This is a genomic window from Ensifer sp. PDNC004, assembly GCF_016919405.1.
Taxonomy (GTDB): Bacteria; Pseudomonadota; Alphaproteobacteria; order Rhizobiales; family Rhizobiaceae; genus Ensifer.
This window is the reverse complement of the sequence record NZ_CP070353.1, coordinates 3775014-3796395: the sequence shown is the minus strand read 5'-3', so window position 1 is coordinate 3796395 and position 21382 is coordinate 3775014. Positions and strand designations below refer to the sequence as shown.

Annotated in this window: 22 protein-coding genes; 6 read left to right on the top strand and 16 right to left on the bottom strand. The window is 63.4% G+C overall.

Annotated elements, in window-relative coordinates:
• The first annotated feature begins 139 nt into the window (after positions 1 to 139).
• Positions 140 to 916 carry a 3'(2'),5'-bisphosphate nucleotidase CysQ gene (cysQ, locus tag JVX98_RS26530; RefSeq protein ID WP_205237993.1) on the top strand — a complete coding sequence of 259 codons (777 nt, stop codon included), beginning with the start codon at positions 140 to 142 and terminating at the stop codon, positions 914 to 916.
• Between the two features lie 13 nt (positions 917 to 929).
• Here cysQ and JVX98_RS26525 read toward each other — a convergent pair whose 3' ends face one another.
• Positions 930 to 1316 carry a response regulator gene (locus JVX98_RS26525; protein WP_192447217.1) on the bottom strand — a complete coding sequence of 129 codons (387 nt, stop codon included), beginning with the start codon at positions 1314 to 1316 and terminating at the stop codon, positions 930 to 932.
• A 270-nt stretch (positions 1317 to 1586) separates the two neighbouring features.
• Here JVX98_RS26525 and JVX98_RS26520 point away from each other — a divergent pair, with 270 nt between their 5' ends.
• Positions 1587 to 2099: a Dps family protein gene (locus JVX98_RS26520; protein WP_192447085.1), complete on the top strand. Its 513-nt coding sequence runs from the start codon at positions 1587 to 1589 to the stop codon at positions 2097 to 2099.
• A gap of 63 nt (positions 2100 to 2162) precedes the next feature.
• On the opposite strand, the gene JVX98_RS26515 is transcribed toward JVX98_RS26520, so the two are convergent.
• Entirely contained in the window at positions 2163 to 2918 is a 756-nt protein-coding gene (locus JVX98_RS26515) for a Crp/Fnr family transcriptional regulator (RefSeq protein ID WP_043611289.1), read from the bottom strand.
• 190 nt (positions 2919 to 3108) lie between these two features.
• On the opposite strand from JVX98_RS26515, the gene JVX98_RS26510 reads away from it, so the two are divergent.
• The gene (locus JVX98_RS26510) at positions 3109 to 3966 is read left to right on the top strand and encodes an SDR family NAD(P)-dependent oxidoreductase (protein ID WP_192447086.1); all 858 of its coding nucleotides are present in this window, start codon (positions 3109 to 3111) and stop codon (positions 3964 to 3966) included.
• A 93-nt stretch (positions 3967 to 4059) separates the two neighbouring features.
• Positions 4060 to 5616, top strand: a complete 1557-nt coding sequence (locus tag JVX98_RS26505; protein WP_205237992.1) for a VOC family protein — start codon at positions 4060 to 4062, stop codon at positions 5614 to 5616.
• A 137-nt stretch (positions 5617 to 5753) separates the two neighbouring features.
• Here JVX98_RS26505 and JVX98_RS26500 read toward each other — a convergent pair whose 3' ends face one another.
• The 11 genes from JVX98_RS26500 to speB all read right to left on the bottom strand — a co-directional run bounded on the left by JVX98_RS26500 (position 5754) and on the right by speB (position 15668).
• Positions 5754 to 6317 carry an NADPH-dependent FMN reductase gene (locus tag JVX98_RS26500; protein ID WP_205237991.1) on the bottom strand — a complete coding sequence of 188 codons (564 nt, stop codon included), beginning with the start codon at positions 6315 to 6317 and terminating at the stop codon, positions 5754 to 5756.
• 185 nt (positions 6318 to 6502) lie between these two features.
• On the bottom strand, positions 6503 to 7456 hold the full coding sequence (locus JVX98_RS26495; protein ID WP_205237990.1) for a ring-cleaving dioxygenase: 954 nt from the start codon (positions 7454 to 7456) through the stop codon (positions 6503 to 6505).
• Positions 7457 to 7615: 159 nt separating this feature from the next.
• On the bottom strand, positions 7616 to 8395 hold the full coding sequence (locus JVX98_RS26490; protein ID WP_205237989.1) for a carbon-nitrogen hydrolase family protein: 780 nt from the start codon (positions 8393 to 8395) through the stop codon (positions 7616 to 7618).
• A complete protein-coding gene (locus JVX98_RS26485; protein ID WP_043611279.1) occupies positions 8392 to 9192 on the bottom strand; it encodes an ABC transporter permease in 801 nt (266 codons plus the stop codon). Before JVX98_RS26485 ends, JVX98_RS26490 begins: the two co-directional genes overlap by 4 nt.
• Positions 9189 to 10043 carry an ABC transporter permease gene (locus tag JVX98_RS26480; RefSeq protein ID WP_192447091.1) on the bottom strand — a complete coding sequence of 285 codons (855 nt, stop codon included), beginning with the start codon at positions 10041 to 10043 and terminating at the stop codon, positions 9189 to 9191. The genes JVX98_RS26485 and JVX98_RS26480 overlap by 4 nt, the downstream gene beginning before the upstream one ends.
• Positions 10040 to 11077, bottom strand: coding sequence for an ABC transporter ATP-binding protein (locus tag JVX98_RS26475; protein WP_205237988.1), 1038 nt, complete (start codon positions 11075 to 11077; stop codon positions 10040 to 10042). The genes JVX98_RS26480 and JVX98_RS26475 overlap by 4 nt, the downstream gene beginning before the upstream one ends.
• Positions 11078 to 11195: 118 nt before the next feature.
• Complete coding sequence (locus tag JVX98_RS26470; RefSeq protein WP_205237987.1) at positions 11196 to 12275, bottom strand: PotD/PotF family extracellular solute-binding protein; 1080 nt, start codon at positions 12273 to 12275, stop codon at positions 11196 to 11198.
• A 73-nt stretch (positions 12276 to 12348) separates the two neighbouring features.
• Complete coding sequence (locus JVX98_RS26465; RefSeq protein WP_192447094.1) at positions 12349 to 12996, bottom strand: amino acid ABC transporter permease; 648 nt, start codon at positions 12994 to 12996, stop codon at positions 12349 to 12351.
• Positions 12993 to 13661: an amino acid ABC transporter permease gene (locus JVX98_RS26460; RefSeq protein ID WP_034798866.1), complete on the bottom strand. Its 669-nt coding sequence runs from the start codon at positions 13659 to 13661 to the stop codon at positions 12993 to 12995. The genes JVX98_RS26465 and JVX98_RS26460 overlap by 4 nt, the downstream gene beginning before the upstream one ends.
• A gap of 59 nt (positions 13662 to 13720) precedes the next feature.
• The gene (locus JVX98_RS26455) at positions 13721 to 14515 is read right to left on the bottom strand and encodes a transporter substrate-binding domain-containing protein (RefSeq protein WP_043611273.1); all 795 of its coding nucleotides are present in this window, start codon (positions 14513 to 14515) and stop codon (positions 13721 to 13723) included.
• A 91-nt stretch (positions 14516 to 14606) separates the two neighbouring features.
• Positions 14607 to 15668, bottom strand: coding sequence for an agmatinase (gene speB, locus JVX98_RS26450; protein WP_192447096.1), 1062 nt, complete (start codon positions 15666 to 15668; stop codon positions 14607 to 14609).
• 223 nt (positions 15669 to 15891) lie between these two features.
• Between speB and JVX98_RS26445 the strand changes: the two genes are divergently transcribed.
• Both JVX98_RS26445 and JVX98_RS26440 read left to right on the top strand, forming a co-directional pair.
• On the top strand, positions 15892 to 16938 hold the full coding sequence (locus JVX98_RS26445; protein ID WP_205237986.1) for a LysR substrate-binding domain-containing protein: 1047 nt from the start codon (positions 15892 to 15894) through the stop codon (positions 16936 to 16938).
• Between the two features lie 16 nt (positions 16939 to 16954).
• Positions 16955 to 18133: an aminotransferase gene (locus JVX98_RS26440; protein ID WP_205237985.1), complete on the top strand. Its 1179-nt coding sequence runs from the start codon at positions 16955 to 16957 to the stop codon at positions 18131 to 18133.
• A 31-nt stretch (positions 18134 to 18164) separates the two neighbouring features.
• Here the strand turns inward: JVX98_RS26440 and JVX98_RS26435 are convergent, their stop codons facing one another.
• From JVX98_RS26435 to JVX98_RS26425, 3 genes are all read right to left on the bottom strand, one after another.
• A complete protein-coding gene (locus tag JVX98_RS26435; RefSeq protein ID WP_371826537.1) occupies positions 18165 to 19055 on the bottom strand; it encodes a DMT family transporter in 891 nt (296 codons plus the stop codon).
• 142 nt (positions 19056 to 19197) lie between these two features.
• Positions 19198 to 20631: an aldehyde dehydrogenase family protein gene (locus JVX98_RS26430; protein ID WP_205237984.1), complete on the bottom strand. Its 1434-nt coding sequence runs from the start codon at positions 20629 to 20631 to the stop codon at positions 19198 to 19200.
• A 16-nt stretch (positions 20632 to 20647) separates the two neighbouring features.
• Positions 20648 to 21382 (bottom strand): MBL fold metallo-hydrolase, encoded by a 735-nt coding sequence (locus JVX98_RS26425; protein WP_192447100.1) that lies wholly within the window; start codon positions 21380 to 21382, stop codon positions 20648 to 20650.

Sequence of the window (21382 nt, the reverse complement as noted above, 5' to 3'; positions counted from 1 at the left end):
GGTGCAAAAAACTTGAGACAGCCTGCCCTGCAGATCGGCTGCGGCCACGCGTAAAGAGCCGCCTGCCATGTCAAAAGCATGGCTATATTCTTCCTCTCAATATGCTATGGGCCTGATGACGGACCGAAAGACAGGGCGAATGCTGGAGATACTGCAACAATCGGCGATAGCGGCGGGTCGGGCCATTCTCGACATCTACAATGCCGGGCCGGAGGTCACCCACAAGCCCGACTGCTCGCCGGTCACCGATGCCGATACGACGGCCGAACGCATCATCCTGGCGGATCTCGCCGCAGCCTTTCCGGACATTCCCGTGGTCGCCGAGGAAGCGGTGTCCGCCGGTTTCGTGCCGGAGACGTCCGGCACGTCGTTCTTTCTTGTCGATCCGCTCGACGGCACCAAGGAATTCATCAGCCGCAACGACGACTTCACCGTCAACATCGCCTTGATCGAAAACGGCGCGCCGGTCGCGGGCGTCGTTTATGCGCCGGCGCTTGGCATCCTCTATGCAGCGCACCACGGCAAGGCGGTAAAGTCGGTTATCGACGGCAGCTTTCGCCTGACCGAGGAAACGATCATCGGCTGCCGCAGCTGCGGAGATCGCATGGTGGGGCTCGCTAGCCGCTGGCACAACAGCGCCGAGACGATCGACTACCTCGAAAAACACGGCATCGCCGACTACCGGACCGTCGGCTCGTCCTTGAAATTCTGCCTGCTCGCCGAGGGTTTGGCCGACGTCTATCCGCGCTTCAGCCGGACGATGGAATGGGACACCGCCGCGGGCGACGCGATCCTTCGAGCGGCCGGCGGCGAAACGTTGACGATGGACGGCACGCCGCTCACCTACGGCAAGCGCAACCAGAAGGACGACAGCGACTTCGCCAATCCCTGGTTCGTGTCGCGCGGCAAGCCTTGACCGGACTGGATACCTAAACGTTTCTTGGCTGGATCGCGGCGGCGATCAGCTGGCCGATCGATTTCTCGTTGAACGGTTTGTCGATCCGCGGAACATGCCTGAGATAGGTCGGGAAATGCTCGGCGTCGCCGTAGCCGCTGGTGAAGCCGAACGGCATGCCGCGGGCAAGCATGGCATCGGCAACCACGAAACTCGTGTGATCGCCAAGGTTGACGTCGAGGATCGCGAAATCGAAGGCCTGGAGCGTCAGCAGCTCCAATGCCTGGTTCGCATTTCCGGCGATCGTAACCTGCAGGATCCCGAGCGAGGCGAGGATTTCCTCGACGTCCATGGCGATGATGAAGTTGTCCTCGAGAACGAGGACCGTCCGGACGGACGGCGGAAGCTCGGCCATGTCAATGCACTCCATTTTTCACGTACAGCGACGGCAGTCATCGTCGCTGCAGGCGCATTTCCAGGCGGAATGCCGTCCGGAGTCCCGGAACCTCCACTGAGGCAACGGCAACGACTGAGCTTAGGCCCCAATGGCCCGACCTCGCATTTAAAAAAGACATGTGAAGCGTCGAGACGGGATCGGGAACAACCCTTTCGTCGCGGCGTTCAACTCATGCGACGTGGCCCCCGGCCGCAAACCGCTCGACATTTCCGAAGACAGAACTGGAGCAGGAGAATGAAACAGACTGCCGCCGTGCTGAAACCCGAGGTCAGGGACGAAGAATTCGACATCGGCCTGACGAAAGCCTATCGCCAGCAGATGGCGACGGCGCTTTCCGATATCCTCGCCGATACCTACAAGCTGGTCATCAAGAGCCACATCTACCACTGGAACGTGGTCGGGCCCCTGTTCAAGCCACTGCACGAACTGACCGAAGAGCACTACAACGCGCTGTTCAAGGCAACCGACATCATTGCCGAGCGCATCCGCGCCCTTGGGCACCTCGCGCCGGCAAAGCTTGCCGAAGCAAAAACCTTTGCCCCCAGCGCCGCCTCGGTCAACCACACGACGGCGGCGGAGATGGTGGCCGACCTTATCACCGATCACGAAGCCGCGGCGCGGCGCATACGCGACGCCGGCACCAAGGCCGACGAGAACAGCGACCTCGTCACGACGGACATGCTGACCGATCGTCTCGATTTCCACGAAAAGGCGTTGTGGATGCTGCGGGCGATCATCGCCGCCTGACAGGCGCGCACTTTGAAGTCGATGCGGCCAAAGCGCCGCATCGATCGCATATGACGGGGCGCGTCAGATGAACGGCCGCTTCGGCTCGCGCAGCCCTTCCCAGCCGGAAATCGCCAGAAGCCCATCGATATCGCGGACATTGCAGCCCTTCTCCGCCCAGCGGATCAGGCCGCGTTCGGCGAGCTTCTTCAGCGTCTTGTTGGTGTGAACGATCGAAAGGCCGAGCGTGTCGGCCACGTGCTGCTGGCTGATCGGAATGGCGACGCGGCTGTTGCTGAAGAGATCGAGCACCTCCGCCCGCTGATAGAGGAAGGCGATGAGATAGGCGGCTCGCTCCAGCGCGGATCGGCGGCCGATGCTCAAGAGGTTTTCGTCCAGAATGCGCTCCTCGCGCGCCGCGATCCAGGTGAGATCATAGGCAAGCTCGGGGTAGTTCTCGAACAGACGGTTGAGCTTGCCGCGCTCGAAGACGCAAAGGGTAACGGGCGACAGTGCTTCGATCGAATGCTGCATCTCACCCATCAGGCTGCCCTGCAGGCCGATCAGGTCGCCGGGCATCACATAATTGAGGATCTGGCGGCGACCGTCATCGAGCATCTTGTAGCGGAAGCCCCAGCCGGAAAGCACGGTGAAGAGGTGGGCGCTGTGCGCGCCTTCGACAAGAATCGTCGCGCCGCCGTCGACTGCCAGTTCACCGGTCTTGAACTGCGAAACGAAGGCCAGTTCTTCGCCGGTAAAGGCGCGAAAATGATCGAGCTTGCGCAAGGGACAGCTTTCGCAAGGGGTGCGCTTTTCGTTGCGGGCTGTCATTTCGTTCATCGTTCCATCCACCACATGCGTTCGCTCGGGCGTTGGCGCCCAAAACTTCAAGTAGCGCCGGCATCGCAGGTGGCAAGATACAACCCTGAAAACACTTGGTTTTCCGAAGCGTCCCCGCCGACATGCTCATGGACAGCCTGCTCTTGGCGCCCTATCTCTTGGCACTCGACCCCGCCACAGGAGCTTCGCCATGTCCCATCCTGCCTTCGCCCCCGGCAATGTCGCCGTCGTTACCGGTGCTGCGTCCGGCATCGGCCTTGCCGCCGCCCGGCACTTCGCGACGCTCGGCATGCGCGTCGTGCTCACCGACCTCGCAGGCGAGAAACTGGATAAGGCTGCCAGCGACGTCGCAGCCGCCGCCCCGGGCGGGGCGCAGCACGTCACGGCGATTGCAACCGACGTTTCGCGGCTCGACGCGCTCGAAGCACTCGAACGGGAGGTGCATCGGCAACTCGGCGACGTGCATGTGCTCATGAACAATGCCGGCATCCAGCCCGGCAGCGCGATCCTTGGCCCCCTGGCCGCCTGGGAGGCGACGCTCGGTGTCAATCTCTGGGGCGTGATCAACGGTTCGCGCGTCTTTGCATCCCGGATGATCGCCCATGGCAAGGCGGCCGTCATCATCAACACCGGCTCGAAACAGGGCATCACCACGCCGCCAGGTGACCCGGCCTACAACGTCTCCAAGGCGGGCGTGAAGGTCTTTACCGAGGCGCTGGAGCACGAACTGCGCAACACGGCCGGAAGCCAGGTCCATGCGCACCTGCTGATCCCCGGTTTCGTCTACACAGGGCTGACGGCTGGCGGCCGCACGGAAAAACCGGCCGGCGCCTGGACGTCGGAACAGACGGTCGACTTCATGATGGAGAGCCTGGCGCGCGGCGATTTCTACATTCTCTGCCCGGATAACGACGTGCCCCGCGCCACCGACGAACGGCGCATCCTCTGGGCCGCCGGCGACATCGTCGAGAACCGGCCGCCGCTGTCGCGCTGGCATCCGAAATACGGAGAGGCTTTCAAGGCGTTCCTCGACAAGGATCGCGATTGATCCTCCTGCGTTGACACTGCGTTCTCGGCGACGCTTCTGGTGCTCGCGGGGCACATCGTGTTTTGTGGGACGACGATCATGAGGGACTAAAGAATGACGAGCGGCATCCACCACATCACCCTGATTGCCCGGAAAGTCCAGGCAAACGTCGACTTCTATGTCGGCTTCCTCGGCATGCGCCTCGTTAAGCGGACGGGCGGCTATGAGGACGCCAACCAGCTGCACCTCTTCTACGGCGACGCCGAGGGGTCGCCGGGTTCGCTCGTGACCTTCCTGATGTGGGAGGACGGCGGTCGCGGTCGTGTCGGCCATGGCCAGCCGAGCGAGATCGCCTTTGCCATCCGGCCTGAAAGCATCGGCTTTTGGCTGACCCGCGCGCTGCAGTTCAACATCGCCACATCAGGGCCGGCGCAGGAATTCGGCGAGCCGGTGCTGCGGCTCAAGGATCCGGACGGTGTCATCGTCAAGCTCGTCGGCACCGAGGCGGTTTCGGGTGCACCCCCCTGGAGTACGCGCGATATCCCCGCTGAAGACGCGATCCGCCGCCTGCGCGGCGCCACGATCCTCACCGAAAAGCCGGAGGAATCCGTTCGCTTCCTGACGTCCCATTTCGGCTACACGGAAACCGGCGCAACCGATGCGATCCGGCGGCTCACCTCCACCTCCGGCGATACCATCGACGTGCGCAATGCGACCGGTTTCTGGACGTCGGCGCCCGGAACCGGAACGATCGATCACATCGCTTTTCGCGCTCCCGACCGCTCGGCCGTCGAGCGGGTGCACGACGACCTGAAGCGCGACGGTGCCGGCGCAATCAACGCGCATGACCGCAAATATTTCTATTCGCTCTACGTCCGCGAACCCGGTGGGTCGCTCTACGAGCTGGCCAGCGACGTTCCCGGCTTCACCGTCGACGAACCCAAGGAAACGCTCGGCACCGAGCTTTTCGTGCCCGCGCATTTCAGCGCCGCGCGCGAAGAAATGCTGCTCGCCATGCCGCAGTTCGCGCTGCCGGGAGAACCGCGGCTGACTGAGCGCGACCTGCCCTTCGTGCACCGCTTCTATCACCCTGACGTGCTCGATGACCGCACCTTCATGCTGCTGCACGGGAGCGGCGCCAACGAGACCCAGCTCCTCTACCTCGCGCATAAGGTCGACCGTGAAGCGACGCTCGTCGGCATTCGTGGCCGATCGAACGAGGAAGGAACGCCGCGCTGGTTCCGCCGCTATTCACCGACCACCTTCGACCAGAAGGATGTGCGCTCGGAAGCCGAAGCCTTCGCTGCCTTCGTCGAAGGCGCGCGCGACGGCTACCGCATCGATCTCGAGAAGACCGTCTTCATCGGCTACTCCAACGGCGCCAACCTGCTGGTGGCGCTGATGCTCCTGCATCCGGGACTCATCCGAAATGTCGTGCTGATGCGCTCGATGCTCGTGCTTGACGACGTGCCGCCGCCGGATCTTTCGGGTACGAAGGTGCTGCTCTTGACCGGCAAGCACGACAGCTATGGCGACTTCGCTCCACGCCTCAAGAAAGAACTCGCCCGCACTGGTACGGACCTGACCTCGGTCGAACTCGATATGGGTCACGAGATCGGTGCGCCGGATATCGAGGCTATCCAGCGATGGCTGCAGGACAAGGGACTCTAAGGGTTCCTCAGGCCATTCGGCGAACGCTTTCGGAAAGCGAAAAACTTTCGCTCCCTCATGCTCGGGCTTTGCCCGAGCATTCGTACCCACCGGTATCCGCGATGGCGAGGAAGCCCCAGCGCCAGAGTATTCGCAGCCTACCGCGCTCCCTCTGCGCCGGCAAAATCGGCAAATGCCTTGACGAAGGCGACGAGCCGGTCGCGAGCATCGGCATCGGTCAGCGTCCCCGCCTCATCGAAAAGCGTATCCGCCTTGGGCAGCATCAGCCGCTTGCCGGACCAGAGTTCGGCGCCGAGCGTGCGCATGATCGGCAGCCAGGCGTTCTGGCTGAGGATGGTGCCGAAATTGCCGGGCGAGCTACCGGCAAGCGCGAAGGGCCGGCCGCGAAACACCTTGGCGATATCGGCGGAAGGCCGGCTCATCCAGTCGATCGCGTTCTTGAACACGCCGGGGATGGAGTTGTTGTATTCCGGCGTGAACAGGATGACGCCGTCGGCGGCCATCACCTTCTGCTTCAGCACCGTCACGGCATCAGGAATGCCGCTCTCCTTTTCGACATCGCCGTCATAGAGCGGGATCCCGTGCAGCGTCGCGGCGTCGAACGCGACACCGTCAGGCAGATTTTCCGCAGCCGCGCGCATCAGGCCGGTGTTGAACGACGCCTTGCGCAGGCTCCCGGAAATTCCGAGGATTTTCGTCATGGGATCTGGTCCTTCCTACTCCAAGTCCGTGCGGGCGCGCCTCGAATAGCGAGGCGGCATGCGATCGATAGAGATAACGCAACAGCGGTGATGATGGGTCCGCACGAAACCGATGTCCAACGGGATCAGGGGGATAGAGACAAAAAAGCCGGGACGAACCCCGGCTTTTCGATCGGATCAGACCGTTAGACGAGCGGCTTCAGCCGTGCCTCGATCTGGGCGCGCTTCGACTCAAGGAACGGTGGCAGCGACAGGCTTTCGCCAAGCGTCTCCATCGGTTCGTCGACGGCGAAACCGGGACCGTCGGTGGCGATCTCAAAGAGAACGCCATTCGGCTCGCGGAAGTAGAGCGAACGGAAGTAGTAGCGCTCGACCTCGCCGCTCGACGGCAGGCGGAAGCCGTTGAGCCGTTCCGTCCACTCCGTCAGCGCCGCATTGTCAGGCGCCCGGAAAGCGACGTGATGCACGGCACCGGCGCCCTGCCGGGCAATCGGCAGACCCGGCTGAACCGCGACATGCAGTTCGGCCGCAGGACCGCCCTCCCCCATGGTGAAGACATGAACCTCGCCTTCGCCATCCGGCGACGCATAGGTCCGGGCCTTGCTCATGTTCATCACATGCGTGAGGACGAGCTCGGTGTTGGTTATGTCCGGCACGCTGATGGTGATCGGTCCGAGCCCCTTGATCTGGTGCCCGGCCGGAACCGGGCTCTTTTCCCAGGGGTGCGAGGGCTGATGCTCGCCGTCCTCGACCAACCGGAAACGCTGGCCTTCTCCATCCTCGAAATCAAGCGAGGTGCGACCGTCGATCGCGACGACATCACCTGCCGTGACCTTGAGTTGGTCGAAGCGGTCCTTCCACCAGCTAACGGTTTCGGCGCTACCGACCCGAAGGCCCGTGCGCGAGATGCTGTGCGTGCCGCGCCCTTGCGGCCCGACCGGCCAGTCGAAGAACGTCAGGTCCGTTCCGGGCGTTGCGCGCCCGTCGGCATAGAAGAGGTGGTAGGCAGTTGTGTCGTCCTGGTTGACGGTCTTTTTGACCAGCCGCAGCCCCAGCACTTCGGTGTAGAAGCGCAGGTTTTCCGGTGCGTTGGCGGTGATCGCCGTCAGGTGATGGATCCCAGTCAGTTGCAAGCTCATGATTGCCTCCAATGCGTTGGCATTGCTGTTGAGCACCATATGGGATGTCCTATCGTTTCCGACAGTGGACCAATAGAGAACAGAACGTTCTCCTCAGGTGAACAACAAACGACCCGTCAGCGCTGTCGTCGTTGAGACGCAACTGCAATCGGCGCCCGCTCAGCGACGATTGAGATCGCCGAGATAGGTGTTTTCAAGTCGGGAGATTGCGTAGGTCTTGGGGTCGATGTCGACGAGGAGCACGGCCTCCTGCCCCGATCCCGCTTTGGCGAGCAGCTGCCCGTCGGGTGCTGCAATGCGCGACAGCCCGGCAAAGGAGAACAGCGGGTCCGAACCACAATGGTTGACGTAGGCGACGAACACCTGGTTCTCGAAGGCGCGCGTCTGAATCATGTGCTCGGCGATGAAATCGCCGGACCAACCCGCCGGCAGCGCCGTCGGCACCAGAACGGCTTGCGCCCCGGCAAGCGCCAGGCGCCGGACGTTTTCCGGAAACTCGACATCGTAGCAGATCAGCATGCCGCAGGTGACGCCACGATGTGTGAAGAGCCGCGTCGACGGCTCCGGCGCGCGGAAGATCGAACGCTCATAGTCGCCGTAGAGGTGAGACTTGCGGTAGACGACCGGTGCGGCATCGCCATCGACATAGACGGCGCTGTTATAGACGTCGCTGCCGTCGCGCTCGGCAAAGCCAGCGATGAGCGCAATGCCGGTTTCCGCCGAGATCGCCTTGAGGCGTTGAACGATCGCACCGTCAGCCGCTTCGGCAAGCGCCGTCAGCGCTTCTCCGGCGCCATAGCCGGTGACGCCGAGCTCGGGCGTCAAAAGCAGTGTCGCCCCTTGGGCCGCGGCTTCCGCCGCGGCACGGGCAATGCGGTCGAGATTGGCGGCGACGTCACCCGCCGCCGATTGCATCTGGAGGGCAGCGAGCTTCATCATTTTCCATCCGACGACATGGCGCCCAGCAGCTTCGGCAGGTCGCCGAAACGGGCGACGAGGCTGAAGATCACCGCGGCGGTCGTGACGAAGAGAACCGTCACCGAGGCCATGGTCGGCGTATAGCCGTAGCGCAGCGCATTGAAGATCTTGATCGGCAGCGTCTCCACCGTGAAGCCGACCGTCATGTAGGCAACGATATACTCGTTGAGCGACAGCACGAAGGCGAAAGCGTAGCCCGATACGATATAGGGCAGGATCAGCGGCAGCACGACGGTGCGGAAGATCGTGCGTTCATCGGCGCCCATGGTCGAGGCAGCCTCGACGAGAGAACGATCGATCGAGGTAAAGCCGAGCGACAGCGTGACCAGCGGCAGCGTCACGAAGAAGATCGCGTGGCTGACGACGGCCGTCCAGGGCTGGCCATAGAAACCGACGGTCGCCCAGAAGGTGAGCATGCCGAGCGCGGTGATGACCGGCGGTAGCGTGAACGGTGCCACGCCCAGGAGCTGGAAGATGTTCGCCCAGGGGGCTATGCGCCGCCACAGGAACCAGGAGAGCGGCAGCGCAATCGCAACCGCAAGCGCTGCCGAAAGCACTGCCAGCGTCACCGAGGCGAAGAGCGCATTGCGCCATTCCGGATTGAGGAAGATCTCACCGTACCAGGAGAGCGAAAAGCCCTGTGGCGGAAAGGCGAGCGTCTGCTTCTCGTTCACCGAAACGCCGGCAACGACGATCAGCGGCAGCGACAGGAACAGGCCGATCAGGAAGAAGTAGGCCTTGCGGAAGATCGAGGTCATGCCGCTTCTCCCTTGCGTCCGGCAATCACGGTGAGCGCCACCAGCCCGAGCGTGACGAGCACGAGGAAGACGGCCATGGCAGCGGCGAACGGCATGTTGGACTGGTAGATCGCCTGGTCGGTGATCAGCACCGACAGCGTCCAATGCTGCGGCCGGCCGAGAAGCTGCGGCAACAGATAGGAGCCGAGCGCGAAGATGAACACCATGATCAACGTGGCCGTAATGGTGTTGCGCAGCGCCGGCACGACCACGGTGAAGAAGGCTTTGAGAGGCGAGGCCCCAAGCGTTCTGGCAGCCTCGGTTAAGGTGGGGTCGAGACGCACGAGCGCCGGAAAGAGCACCAGAACCGTATAGGGGAATGCCTGGTAGACCATGCCGGTCAGAACCGCGCCGAAGCTCGGCGTCAACGCCTTGGCCTCCGCCATGACCCCGAGCGCGACGAGAATGTTGGTGATCCCGGCAGTGCGCGAAAACAGCGTCGACCAGGCAAAGCCGATGATGACTTCCGAGAGCGACAGGATCGACAGGAGCGCCACCAGCCACACGACCTGTACCTTCCGCGCCATGCGCGTCAGCATGTAGGTGAAGGGCAAGGCGAGCACGACGCAGCAGATCGCCACGATGACGGCGAGCATCAGCGAAAAGCCGAGCACGCCGCCGAAAAAGACCGAGAGGAAGCGGGCGTAATTGTCGAAGACGAAGGCCGGCGTATAGAAGCCGCCCTGCTGGCGCTGGAAGAAGCTGACGGCGATCATCGTGCCGAAGGGTACGACGAAGAAGATTGTCAGCATGGCCGCCGGAAAGAGGAGCGGCAGGTAGTCGCCAAGGGTTTGGGGCGGTTCGCGTCTCATTTCTTCAGCACCACGCAGACATCCGGAGTGAGCGCGATGCCGACCTCCTGGCCGACGGAAACGTCGGGCCGGGCGCGCGGCGTCGAGACGGCGACGATCTGGTGGCCGGCGATATCGACGAAGGTTTCGATCGTGCCGCCGAGGTCACGCACGAAGGTGACCTTGCCGGTGAGTGCGCCGGCGCCGGGCGCGGTCAGTTGCACGTCTTCCGGCCGCACCGACAGCGTGCCCTTGGCGGCACCGTTCGGGAGCGCGAGGCCGGGGATCGCCTGGCCGAGCACCACGGCACGGCCGGAACTGTCGCCCTGAACGTCGAGCAGGTTGGTCTGGCCGATGAAGTCGGCGACGAAGCTGTCGGCGGGGCGGCGATAGATTTCGATCGGCGACGCGGCCTGGCGGATCTCGCCGCCGCTCATGACGACGACGGTGTCGGCCATGGTCATCGCTTCGCGCTGGTCGTGGGTAACGACGATGGTGGTGATGCCCAGCTTCTGCTGCAACTGGCGCAGTTCTACCTGCATCGCCTCGCGCAGCTTCGCGTCGAGTGCCGAAAGCGGTTCGTCGAGCAGGAACAGTTTCGGCGAGATCGACAGGGCGCGGGCAATCGCCACGCGCTGGCGCTGGCCGCCGGACAGTTTGCCGACCGGCCGGTCGGCATAGCCGGAGAGATGGATCATCGACAGGAGTTCGTCGACGCGCTTCTTCTGGTCTTCTTTTGCCGCACCGCGGATGCGCAAGGGATAGGCGATGTTCTCGCCGACGGTCAGGTGCGGAAACAGTGCCAGCGACTGGAACACCATGCCGAGATTGCGCTTGTGCGTCGGCACCCGGGTGATGTCCTCGCCGTCGAGCCGGATCGCCCCGCCGGTCGGCAGATCGAGACCGGCGATCATGCGCAGCAGCGTGGTCTTGCCGCAGCCTGATGGTCCGAGCATGCAGACGAAGGTGCCATGCGGCACGGTCAGGTCGACATTGTTGACGGCCCTGAAGGCTCCGAATTCCTTGACGACGTTTTGAAGGGCAAGTCCGGACATTGTTTCTCCGCGGGAAAGGCCCCTCCGCCTCATGGGAGGGGTTCAGGCGGGGAGCGGCTGAAGGCCCCTCCCCGTCGTTACGCTTTGGCGCTCCCCGGCAAGCGGAGAGCAGTCGGGATCAGCCGACGATCAGCTCGGTCCACTTCTGGTTCAGCCAATCCGACTTGGTCTGGTAGAGATCGTAGCGCGGAATGATCGGCTCGATATCCGACGAAACGGCTGCGAATTCCTTATCGGTCAGATCCGTGACCTCGCGCTTGACGGTCGGCGACGTTCCGACTTTCCGCGACAACGTCGCCTGGATCGAGGGCTGGCACATGTAGTCGATGAAGATATGGGCTTCCTCCGACTTCTGCGAGGCGCGCGACAGCGCCCAGCAACCGGAATCCTGGATGCCGCCTTCCTTCGGGAAGGTGGAACGGACCGGATGGCCGTCGGCAGCCGCAAGGCCGGTCACGTCGTGATAGTACTGGCCCATCGGGATTTCGCCCGACTTCAGCGACTGCTCGAACTGCGCTTCGTCGCGGTACCAGAGGCGAACGTTCGGCTTGACTTCGGCCAGCTTGTCGAAGGCCTTTAGCAGACCCTCTTCCGTGTCGAGCGCATTGGTGCCGCCCATGAAGGTCTTGGCCGTCACTTCGAGCAGGAACGAGTTGGAAACGAGCGCCAGCAGGCCGAGCTTGTCGGCATTTGCCGGATCCCAGAAGGCTGACCAGGAAGTCGGCGCTTCCTTGTAGACGTCGGTGTTGGTGACGAGCGTGATGTACCAGGAAACGGCACCGATGCCGGCGATGCGGCCATCCGGATACTTGTTGACGAAGCGATCGAGCAGGTTCGACGCGTTCTTCATCTTGGCGGTGTCGAGCGGGGTCCAGAGTTCGGTGGACTGTCCCTTCAGCATCGCCACCTGCGACATCATCGAGACGTCAGCCGGAGCCTGGCCGGCGCGGGCGGCCTGTTCGAGCTGGACGAGCCAGGCTTCACCGGTCGGCTCGGCGATCGATTCGACGGCAATACCGGTTGCCTTGGTGAATTCCGGGAAGATGTTCTTGTCGAACGAGGTTTTGAAATAGCCGCCATAGACGCCAACCTTCAGCGACTTGTCCTGCGCGCGCAGGACCGACGGCATCGCCAGCATGGAGGCACCGGCAAGGCCGGCTCCGAGCAGCGTGCGGCGCTTGATGGAAGTGGTGATCATTCGCGTTCTCCTTTGTTTCGGCGGTGATCCGCCTTGTTCCCTGTTCTGTTTGATTTCTTGCACATTTTCAGTCTCAGTGCGCGGCTGTTTTGCGCTCCAGCATGCGCGAATATTGTGTCAGCGGATAACACAACACGAAGAAGATCACCGCGACCAGCCCATAGACCGTGAAAGGTTCGAAGGTTGCATTATTGATCGCATTCGCGGTTCTGAGAAGCTCCTCGAAGCCGATGATCGAGGTAAGCGCCGTGCTCTTGATCAACTGCACGAGAAAGCCGACGGCCGCCGGCCGGGTGATCGCGAAGGCCTGCGGCAGGATGACGAGCCGCAACTCCTGCAGACGATGGAGCCCGAGGCTCGCACCGGCGTCCCATTGACCGCGCGGCAACGCTTCCACCCCGCCGCGCCAGATTTCGGCGAGATAGGCGCTGGCATAGAAGGTGAGCCCAAGGGCGGCGGCTGTCCACGGCTCGATGCGGAAACCAAGCATCGGCAGGCCGAAGAACATCAGGAACAGCTGCATCAGGAGCGGCGTGCCCTGGAAAAGCGCGATGTAGCCGGAGCCGAAGCGCCGCGCCCAGCGGCGCTCGGAGATCCGTGCGGCGAGGATAGCAAGCCCGACCGCGGCCCCGCCGGCAAAGGCGACGGCCGACAGAAGCACCGTCCAGCGGGTGGCGAAGATCAGGTTGCGCAGGATGTCCCAGAAGGTGAACTCGATCATGACACGCCCGCTCCAAGCACGCGGCGACCGCCGGCGACGAACAGCCGTCGAAGCGCCATCGACAGGCCGAGATAGATCAGCGTGACGACGAAATAGGTCTCGAACGAACGGAAAGTGCGCGCCTGCAGAAGGTCCGCCTCATGCGCCAACTCGCGCACCGCGATCTGCGAGACGACGGCCGATTCCAGCATCATGATGATGACTTGGCTGGTCAGCGCCGGAAAAATCACCTTCAGCGCCTGCGGCAGGATGATCTTGACGAAGACCTGACGCGGCTTCAGCCCGAGCGCAAACGCCGCCTCGCTCTGCCCCTTCGGCACCGCATCGAGACCCGCACCGACGATCTCGGTCGTATAGGCCGCCATGTTGAGCGTCATGGCGACGATGGCCGCAACGATCGGGTCGAGCCGGATGCCGAGGCTCGGCAGGCCGAAATAGATGAAGAACAGCTGCACCAGGAACGGCGTGTTCCTGACGACTTCGACGTAGACGGCCACCGCCTTGCGCAAGACGCCATAGCGGCTGCGGCGGGCGGCGGCGAAGAGAATGCTGATCAGGATGCCGAGCACCGTGGTGCAGGCGATCAGGAACACGGTCATGGCCGCGCCATGGGCGATCGCGCCCGCGGCGTCCTTGAGCCAACCGAAGCTGAGGCCGTAGCCCATCGTCGCAACCTTTCCTCAAGCGGGCCGCGAGGGGATCGCCCCCGCGGCCACGGAGCTTGTTAGTCCTTGAGGTTGTCGGGGTTGAGCGGCGTCTTCAGCCAGGCCTCTGAGCTCGCGTTCAACTTGCCGTCCGAGAGCATTTTGGCAACGGAGTCGTTGACCGCCTTCTTCAGGCCATCCTCGCTCTTGTTGAGGCCGATATGCGACGGCGAGGTCAAGAGCTGGAACTTCTGTTCCGGCTTCAGCGCCTCCTGACGGGCCAGCACCTGGGCGCCGACGTCGTTGCCGACGACCATCAGCTGCGTCTGGCCGGAAATGAAGGCCTGGATAACAGCGTTGTAGTTGTCGAAGCGCTGGATGTCGGCACTGGCCGGCGCTGCCTCGGTGAGCGAGGTGTCTTCGAGCGTGCCACGGTTGACGGCAATGGTCTTCTCGGCGAGGTCTTCCTTGCCGGCGACCTTGAGTTCGGCCGGGCCGATGACGGCGATGTAGTAAGGCGCGTAGGCCGCGGCAAAATCGATCACTTCGGCGCGCTCCTTGGAGAAGCCGACGCTCATCAGGATGTCGACGCGCTTGTCGTTGAGATAGGGAATGCGGTTCTGGCCGGTGACGCTGACCAGGTTGAGCTTGACGCCGAGGTCATCGGCGATCTGCTGCGCCACGTCGACATCGTAGCCCTTGATGCTCATGTCGGCGCTTGCCGAGGAGAACGGCGGGAAGTCGGAGAAGATGCCGACATTGATCTGGCCGGCGGACTTGATATCGGCGAGCGCATCGGCCTTGGCGATGCCGGCGGCGGCCCCAAGCATCAGGGCGGCGGCGAAGGCTGTCTTCAGTTTGGTATGGATCGTCATGGTAATTCCCCTACCCGGAAGCTTTGTGATTGTGCAGTCTGGGGTCGGCCGCCGTTTCCGGTCCGGCAGCCGACGAACCCTTAGTCTGGCCTCAGGCGGACTTGCCGGTGATCGCCGGGCTGAAGACCATGAGGCTCAGGATTTCGAACAGCACCTGCGCACCCGCATGGGCCGTGTTGGTGGTCGAGTCATACTGCGGCGCCACTTCGACGACGTCGCCGCCGACGAGGTTGATACCCTTGAGACCGCGGATCAATTCCAACACTTCGCGGGTCGTCAGACCGCCGACCTCCGGCGTGCCGGTGCCCGGCGCGAAGGACGGATCGAGGCTGTCGATGTCGAAGGACAGATAGGTCGGCCCGTCGCCGACGATCTTCTTCGCCCTCTCGATGATCGCGGGAATGCCAAGGCCAGTCACTTCCTCCGCGTGGATCACGGTCATGCCGGACTCGTAGGAGAACTCCCAGAGATATTCGGCCGAGCCGCGGATGCCGATCTGCACGACGCGCGTCGGGTCGAGCACGCCGTCGAGCACGGCGTTGCGGAATGGGCCACCGTGGTGGAATTTGGTGAGGTCGTAGGCGCCGCCGGTGTCGCAATGGGCATCGATATGGATCATGCCGACCGGGCGCTTCTTGCCAACCGCCTTCAGGATCGGGTGGGTAATCGAGTGGTCGCCGCCAACCGACAGCGGCAGAACGCCGGCATCGACGATCTGGTTGATGCGCTTCTCGATGTCGTCATGGCTGAGTTCCAGCCGGTAGCGGCTCTGGAACGGCACATCGCCAATGTCGGCAACCCGCAGTTCCTGCACCGGCGTGCAGCCGAGCACGTGGTTATAGGGGCCGATGCGCTCGATCGTTCGCAGCGCCCGCGGTCCGAAGCGCGAGCCCGGACGGTTGGTGACGCCGAGATCCATGGGAATGCCGACGATCGCCACCTGCAGATTGCCGAAATCCGGGTTTTCCGCGTCAACCGGCATATGCGGCGCCGTCAGGAAGGTCGGGATGCCGGAATAGGGTGCAAGCCGCGTGCCGCTCTTGTTGAAGATCTTGTCGGCGACCTTGCGGAAGGTCGGATCGAACAGTTCGCCGCCGTGGCTCTCGCCGTATTTCGCCTTCAGTTCGGCAAGCTTGTTGTCGTTCCAGGCCATAGGTTCAATCCTCCGTCTTCCATAGCCTGAGGCATGCGCGCAGAGGCGCCACAGAGATTTGTCCGTGGAAGGGCCGGCTCGTCCGGCGCGTTCATGTTCCCCAGGCGTTTTCGCCTTTGTTGATGAATATTAGGCGGCAATTCCCCTAGAAAATCAATTGACATTGTTATAGCGTTTCGTGTGAGAAAAATTCACATGACATCAACCGCCGGAACGCCTCGATTTGTCCAGCCGCCTGCCACCCCTGAACCCCTTGCGCGCCTTCGAAGCGACGGCGCGGCGGGGCTCCGTTTCGGCGGCCGCGCGTGAACTCAACGTCACCCACGGTGCCATCAGCCACCAGATCCGGGCGCTCGAACTCTCGGTCAAGGCGGCGCTGTTCGAACGCGGCGGCAAGCGGCTGAAACTGACACCACAGGGCGCGCTGCTGCTGCCGGCGGTCACCCACGCCTTTGCCGAAATCGCCGCGGCAACGGCGGCGATGACACGGCCGACGACGAGTGGGGAGCTGCGCATCACCTGCGTCCCGGCGCTGTTGTCCTTCTGGCTGATCCCGCGGCTGCACCTCTTTACAGAGCAGTATCCGGACGTGCGCCTGACGTTGATCGCCTCCAACGACGAGGCCTATCTGCATTCGCCCGATGTCGACGTCTGCCTGATCTACGGCGACGGCAACTGGTCCGGTGCCTGGGCCAAGCTCTGGAGCCGCCTCGAACTCTTCCCCGTCGTCAGCCCGACGCTGCTCAACATGCGGCCTTTGCGCTCGGTGCGGGACCTGCGCGACCACGTGATGCTGCATGGCGACGACGGGCGCGAATGGAACACCTGGCTGGCGGCAGCCGACGCCAGCGACCTGCAGCGCGGACGGCAGCATTTCATGAGTGACGCACGGCTTTCGACCGAGGCCGCACTGCACAACCAGGGCGTCGCGCTCGGCGATACGATTACCGCCGGCAGCCTGATCGCGCGCGGCGAACTGATCGCCCCTTTCGACCTGACAGTGCCCGCCAACGACGCCTTCTTCGTCGCCTGCCGCAACGAGGTGCTGGCGGCACCGATCGTGCGCATATTCATCGACTGGATGTTCGAAACGCTCGAAAGCGACCCGATGCCGGAACTGCAGACATCGGCGCGCACGATTATTCGCAGCCGCACCTCGAAATCCGAACCGACTGATCGTAAATCGGAGAAGAACGGTTTTCAGCCGGTTTCGGCGCCGAGCCATGCTCGCCGCACCGATCGTCCGCAGAAACGCAAAGCCAAGGCCTAACCCACAGGAAGCCCCCATGCCGCATTTAAACCCGCTCGTCGAAAAGCTCTCGCCGCCGCCCGTGCCTTCGGTGCTGGCCTGGGCGAAATCCTACGACGGCTCCCGTGGCCCGCTGATCGACCTGTCGCAGGCCGTACCCGGCTATCCCGCGCATCCGGATATGCTGGCCTGGCTCGGTGAGGCCGCAGCCTCAACCGCCTATACCGGATACGGCGCGATCGAGGGCGAAGCTGTGCTGCTTGACGCCTATGCGGCCCATGTTGCCGAGCTCTATGGTGCTTCGGTCACGGCCGACAACATCCACATCACCTCGGGCTGTAACCAGGCCTTCATCTGCACTGCGATGGCGATTGCCGGCGCGGGCGACACGATCCTGATGACCAACCCCTATTACTTCAACCAGGAAACGACGCTGTCGATGCTCGGCATCAATGTCGAACTCGTGCCCTGCGACGCCGGTGCCGGCTTCCTGCCGGAGGTCGATGCGATCGCCGCAGCGCTTCACCCCGGCATTCGCGCGCTTGCGCTCGTTTCGCCCAACAACCCGACCGGCGCTGTCTATCCGCCGGAGTTGCTCGCCCGTATCCATGAGGCCTGCCGCGCCAAGGGCGTCTGGCTGATCCTCGACGAGACCTATCGCGACTTCCTGCCGGATGCGTCCGCAGCACCTCATGGCCTGCTGGCTACCGAAGGCTGGCAGGATAGCTTCATCGGCCTCTACAGCTTCTCGAAATCCTTCTGCATTCCGGGTCACCGCCTGGGCGCGATCACCGCCGGCCCCGCCGTCGTCGAACAGGTGACGAAGATCATGGACAACCTGCAGATCTGCGCGCCGCGCTCGGCCCAGGCTGCGGTCGCCAAAGCGATCCCGGCGCTTGCCGACTGGCGCGAGGGCAACCGCGCCGAGATCGCGGCCCGTGCCGATGCACTGCGCGATGTGATGAGCCGCCTGCCGAAGTGGAAGCTGCAGGCGGTCGGCGCCTACTTCGCCTATGTCCGCCACCCCTACCCGGATATCGACTCGCAGTTCATCGCCGAGAAGTTGGCCAAGCTCGCCGGCGTCGCCTGCCTGCCCGGCGACTATTTCGGCGAGGGCCAGGAAAATTACCTGCGCTTCGCCTTCGCCAACGCGGATGCCGACACGATCCGCCAGCTCGAAGAGCGGCTGGCGAATTTTTCGCCACCGGGCCTCTGAGATTTCGAGTTAAACGTCAAGTCGCGCGGCGCTACCCGCGTCGCGCGATCAGGATACCGACAAGCACGATTGCCCCGCCGATCGCCTGCATCAGACTGACGGGCTCCGCAAGCAGGACCCAGGCGAGGATCGCCGCCACGACCGGCTGGAGCAGAAGCGTCAACGACGAAAAAGCGGGCGGCAGATAGGCGAGTGCATAGGTGATCGCCACCTGCCCGCCGGCATGGCTGACGAAGGCCAGCCCGAACAACATTGCCCAGCCGAACGCCGTCGGCGGCAACAGCGTCGGCTCGAACAGGATGGCCATCGGCAGCATGCAGATCGCGGCCGAAGCCGTGCTCCAGATCATGATGCGTACGGTGCTGAAGAGACTGCGCAGCTGTCCGATCGCCAGGATGTAGCCGGCATAAAACATCGCCGCGACGACGGCGACGCCATCGCCGAGCAGATTGCCATCACCCAGCGCCATAGGTCCGCCCTTGAGGGTGATCACACCGGCGACTGCCGTCACCAGCCCTACCGCAAAGACAACGCTGATCCGCGCCCGGAACAAGAGCCAACTGGCAAGCGTCACGAAGACAGGCGCGAGATTGGCAAGCAACGTCGCATTGGCAACCGATGTCTTGGTCAGCGCATAGTGCCAGGCACCGAGATCGATCGCCAGGAACACGCCGGGCAGGATTAGAAGCGCATATTCCGAGAGCTTTTCCGGCCGCCGCCCGCCAGCACCCTCGGGGCGGAACCAGGTCCAGGCGAGAAGCGGGATCAGGGCCAGCGCCACGCGCCAGAAGGCAGTCGCCATCGGCCCCACTTCCGACAGCCGCACGAAGATCGGCGAGCCACCGATTGCAGCGCCGCCGATGAGAAGGGCAGCCATGGCAACGCGGTTATGGGATTGGGAAGCTTGGGTCACGGGAGGCATCCGGAAAGGCGCGGTCTGAGGCGGGAAGCCGACGAGCTACCAGATGCGGACGGCCGGTGACAGCCCTGTCAGCGCAGAAGCCTGAAGAAAAACGGCCGCCGCAGATTGCGACGGCCGTCGTTCAAACCGTGTGGCACTGTTTTCAGGCAGCGTCAGGAACGTGGACAGTCTTCACTTCGAGGAAGTCCTCGAGACCGAAGATGCCGCCTTCACGACCGTTGCCCGACTGCTTGTAGCCTCCGAACGGGCTGCCATAGCGGTGCGGACCGCCATTGATATGCACCATGCCGGCGCGCAGGCGGGCGGCGACCCGCTCGGCCCGCTCCGGGTTGCCAGTCTGGACATAGGCAGCAAGGCCGTAATTGGTGTCGTTGGCAACGGCGATCGCTTCCTCCTCGGTGTCGAAGGGGATGATCGCAAGCACCGGACCGAACACCTCCTCGCGGGCGATGCGCATGTCGTTGTTGACGTCGGCAAAGATCGTCGGCTTGACGAAGTAGCCGGTCTCGAAGCCCTCCGGCTTGCCGGCGCCGCCGACGATGAGGCGCGCGCCTTCGGCAATGCCGGCCTCGATCAGCGCCTGCACCCGGCCGAACTGGATGTGGCTGACGAGCGGACCGATGTGGCCGCCTTCCTGGGTGGGGTCGCCGACCGTCGCCTCGCGGCCGACGCGCTTGGCGATCTCGACCACCTGGTCGTAAACGCTGCGCTCCACCAGCATGCGGGTCGGCGCGTCGCAGGACTGGCCGGAATTGTTGAAGCATTCGAGCACGCTGCCCGTAACGCGGTCTTCGAGATCGGCATCGGCAAAGACGATGTTCGGCGACTTGCCACCGAGTTCCAGCGTCACGCGCTTGACGGTCTCGGCCGCATCCTTGCTGACGGCGATGCCGGCGCGGGTCGAGCCGGTAAACGACATCATGTCGATATCAGGATGCTTCGACAGCGCCGCACCGGCATTGATGCCGTCACCGTTTACGAGGTTGAAGACGCCGGCCGGGAAGCCCGCCTCATGCACCATTTCGGCATAAAGCATGGCGTTGAGCGGAGTGAACTCGCTCGGCTTCAACACGCAGGTGGAACCGGTCGCGAGCGCCGGCACCACCTTCAGCGCGATCTGGTTGATTGGCCAGTTCCAGGGCGTAATCAGCCCGCAAACGCCGATCGGCTCGCGCAGGATCACGTCGCCATTCGGCAGCCGGTCGCGGGTCTTCAGGCGCTTTAGCGCATCGATGAAGCCCTGAAGGTGGCCGACGCCGACATCGGCCTGCTGTTCGCGGGTCATGGTCTTCGGCGCGCCAAGTTCCATGGTGATGGTGTCGACCATCTCGTCATAGCGGCGCTTGTAGACGGCAAGCAGCTTTTCAAGCAGCGCCAGGCGTTCTTCGACGCTCGTCCGGCTGTAGGTGGCAAAGGCCTTCTTGGCGGCGGCCACGGCCCGGTCGATGTCCGCGGCCGTGCCCATCGAGATCACCGCAACCGGCTTTTCCGTCGCCGGGTTCAGCACCTCGAGATCGTTGGCGACGATGGGGTCCACCCAGGCGCCGTTGATGTAGAACTTGCGTTTGTCGAGCATTCGCTCCTCCTTCCCGTCAGTTTGTCTTTTGTTTTTCAGCAAGCCAGTTCCGGATCAGCATGCGGTAGCGCTCGCCGGAAAAGCTCGGAAAATGTCCGCCGTGAACGATACGCGCGGGTATCTTCAGCAGCCGTTCCATCGACGCCAGGTAGTCGTCGGCATTGGAATGATAGGTGTCCTCGATCAGCGGACCGTCATAGAGAATGTCGCCCGAGAACATGATACCGGTCTTCGCCTCATAGAGCGCGATACCGCCGGGCGAATGGCCGGGTGTATGGATCACCTCGAAGACCCGGTCACCGAGATCGATATGGTCGCCGTCTTCGAGCAGCCGCGTCGCCGGCGCCGCCTTCACCGCGTAGGTGGTCGAGAGATAGGGCTCGGGTGGCAGCGCATCGAAGATCTCGTCGGCCACATAGGGGTCGGCGAGCGTGTTCTTGCGGGTGGGATGCGCCAGAAGATCGGCTTCAGCGGAGTGCACACAACGGCAGTCGAACTCGTGATGGCAGCCGATATGGTCGAAATGGGTGTGGCTGGCGACGGCATCCAAGGCGCGTTCGGTGACGAGCGGCACCCACTGCCGGAGCGACACGACGCCCATGCCGCTATCGACGAGCATGTCACGGTCGCGGCCGCGCACATGCCAGATGTTGCAGCGGTAGAATTCCTGGATATAGGGCTCGTCGATGGCGGTCACGTCGTCGTCGAGCCGTCTCACCCGGTACCAGTTCTCAGCGGAAATTCTCTGCAT

Bases quoted from the DNA above. Each gene is read 5' to 3' on its own strand.
- JVX98_RS26470 (WP_205237987.1), bottom strand. From the start codon at position 12,275: ATGATCACCACTTCCATCAAGCGCCGCACGCTGCTCGGAGCCGGCCTT.
- JVX98_RS26500 (WP_205237991.1), bottom strand. From the start codon at position 6,317: ATGACGAAAATCCTCGGAATTTCCGGGAGCCTGCGCAAGGCGTCGTTC.
- JVX98_RS26490 (WP_205237989.1), bottom strand. From the start codon at position 8,395: ATGATGAAGCTCGCTGCCCTCCAGATGCAATCGGCGGCGGGTGACGTC.
- JVX98_RS26480 (WP_192447091.1), bottom strand. From the start codon at position 10,043: ATGAGACGCGAACCGCCCCAAACCCTTGGCGACTACCTGCCGCTCCTC.
- JVX98_RS26475 (WP_205237988.1), bottom strand. From the start codon at position 11,077: ATGTCCGGACTTGCCCTTCAAAACGTCGTCAAGGAATTCGGAGCCTTC.
- JVX98_RS26505 (WP_205237992.1), top strand. From the start codon at position 4,060: ATGACGAGCGGCATCCACCACATCACCCTGATTGCCCGGAAAGTCCAG.
- speB (WP_192447096.1), bottom strand. From the start codon at position 15,668: ATGGCCTGGAACGACAACAAGCTTGCCGAACTGAAGGCGAAATACGGC.
- JVX98_RS26430 (WP_205237984.1), bottom strand. From the start codon at position 20,631: ATGCTCGACAAACGCAAGTTCTACATCAACGGCGCCTGGGTGGACCCC.
- JVX98_RS26520 (WP_192447085.1), top strand. From the start codon at position 1,587: ATGAAACAGACTGCCGCCGTGCTGAAACCCGAGGTCAGGGACGAAGAA.
- JVX98_RS26455 (WP_043611273.1), bottom strand. From the start codon at position 14,515: ATGACGATCCATACCAAACTGAAGACAGCCTTCGCCGCCGCCCTGATG.
- JVX98_RS26510 (WP_192447086.1), top strand. From the start codon at position 3,109: ATGTCCCATCCTGCCTTCGCCCCCGGCAATGTCGCCGTCGTTACCGGT.
- cysQ (WP_205237993.1), top strand. From the start codon at position 140: ATGCTGGAGATACTGCAACAATCGGCGATAGCGGCGGGTCGGGCCATT.
- JVX98_RS26435 (WP_371826537.1), bottom strand. From the start codon at position 19,055: ATGCCTCCCGTGACCCAAGCTTCCCAATCCCATAACCGCGTTGCCATG.
- JVX98_RS26495 (WP_205237990.1), bottom strand. From the start codon at position 7,456: ATGAGCTTGCAACTGACTGGGATCCATCACCTGACGGCGATCACCGCC.
- JVX98_RS26460 (WP_034798866.1), bottom strand. From the start codon at position 13,661: ATGGGCTACGGCCTCAGCTTCGGTTGGCTCAAGGACGCCGCGGGCGCG.
- JVX98_RS26425 (WP_192447100.1), bottom strand. From the start codon at position 21,382: ATGCAGAGAATTTCCGCTGAGAACTGGTACCGGGTGAGACGGCTCGAC.
- JVX98_RS26465 (WP_192447094.1), bottom strand. From the start codon at position 12,996: ATGATCGAGTTCACCTTCTGGGACATCCTGCGCAACCTGATCTTCGCC.
- JVX98_RS26485 (WP_043611279.1), bottom strand. From the start codon at position 9,192: ATGACCTCGATCTTCCGCAAGGCCTACTTCTTCCTGATCGGCCTGTTC.
- JVX98_RS26440 (WP_205237985.1), top strand. From the start codon at position 16,955: ATGCCGCATTTAAACCCGCTCGTCGAAAAGCTCTCGCCGCCGCCCGTG.
- JVX98_RS26515 (WP_043611289.1), bottom strand. From the start codon at position 2,918: ATGAACGAAATGACAGCCCGCAACGAAAAGCGCACCCCTTGCGAAAGC.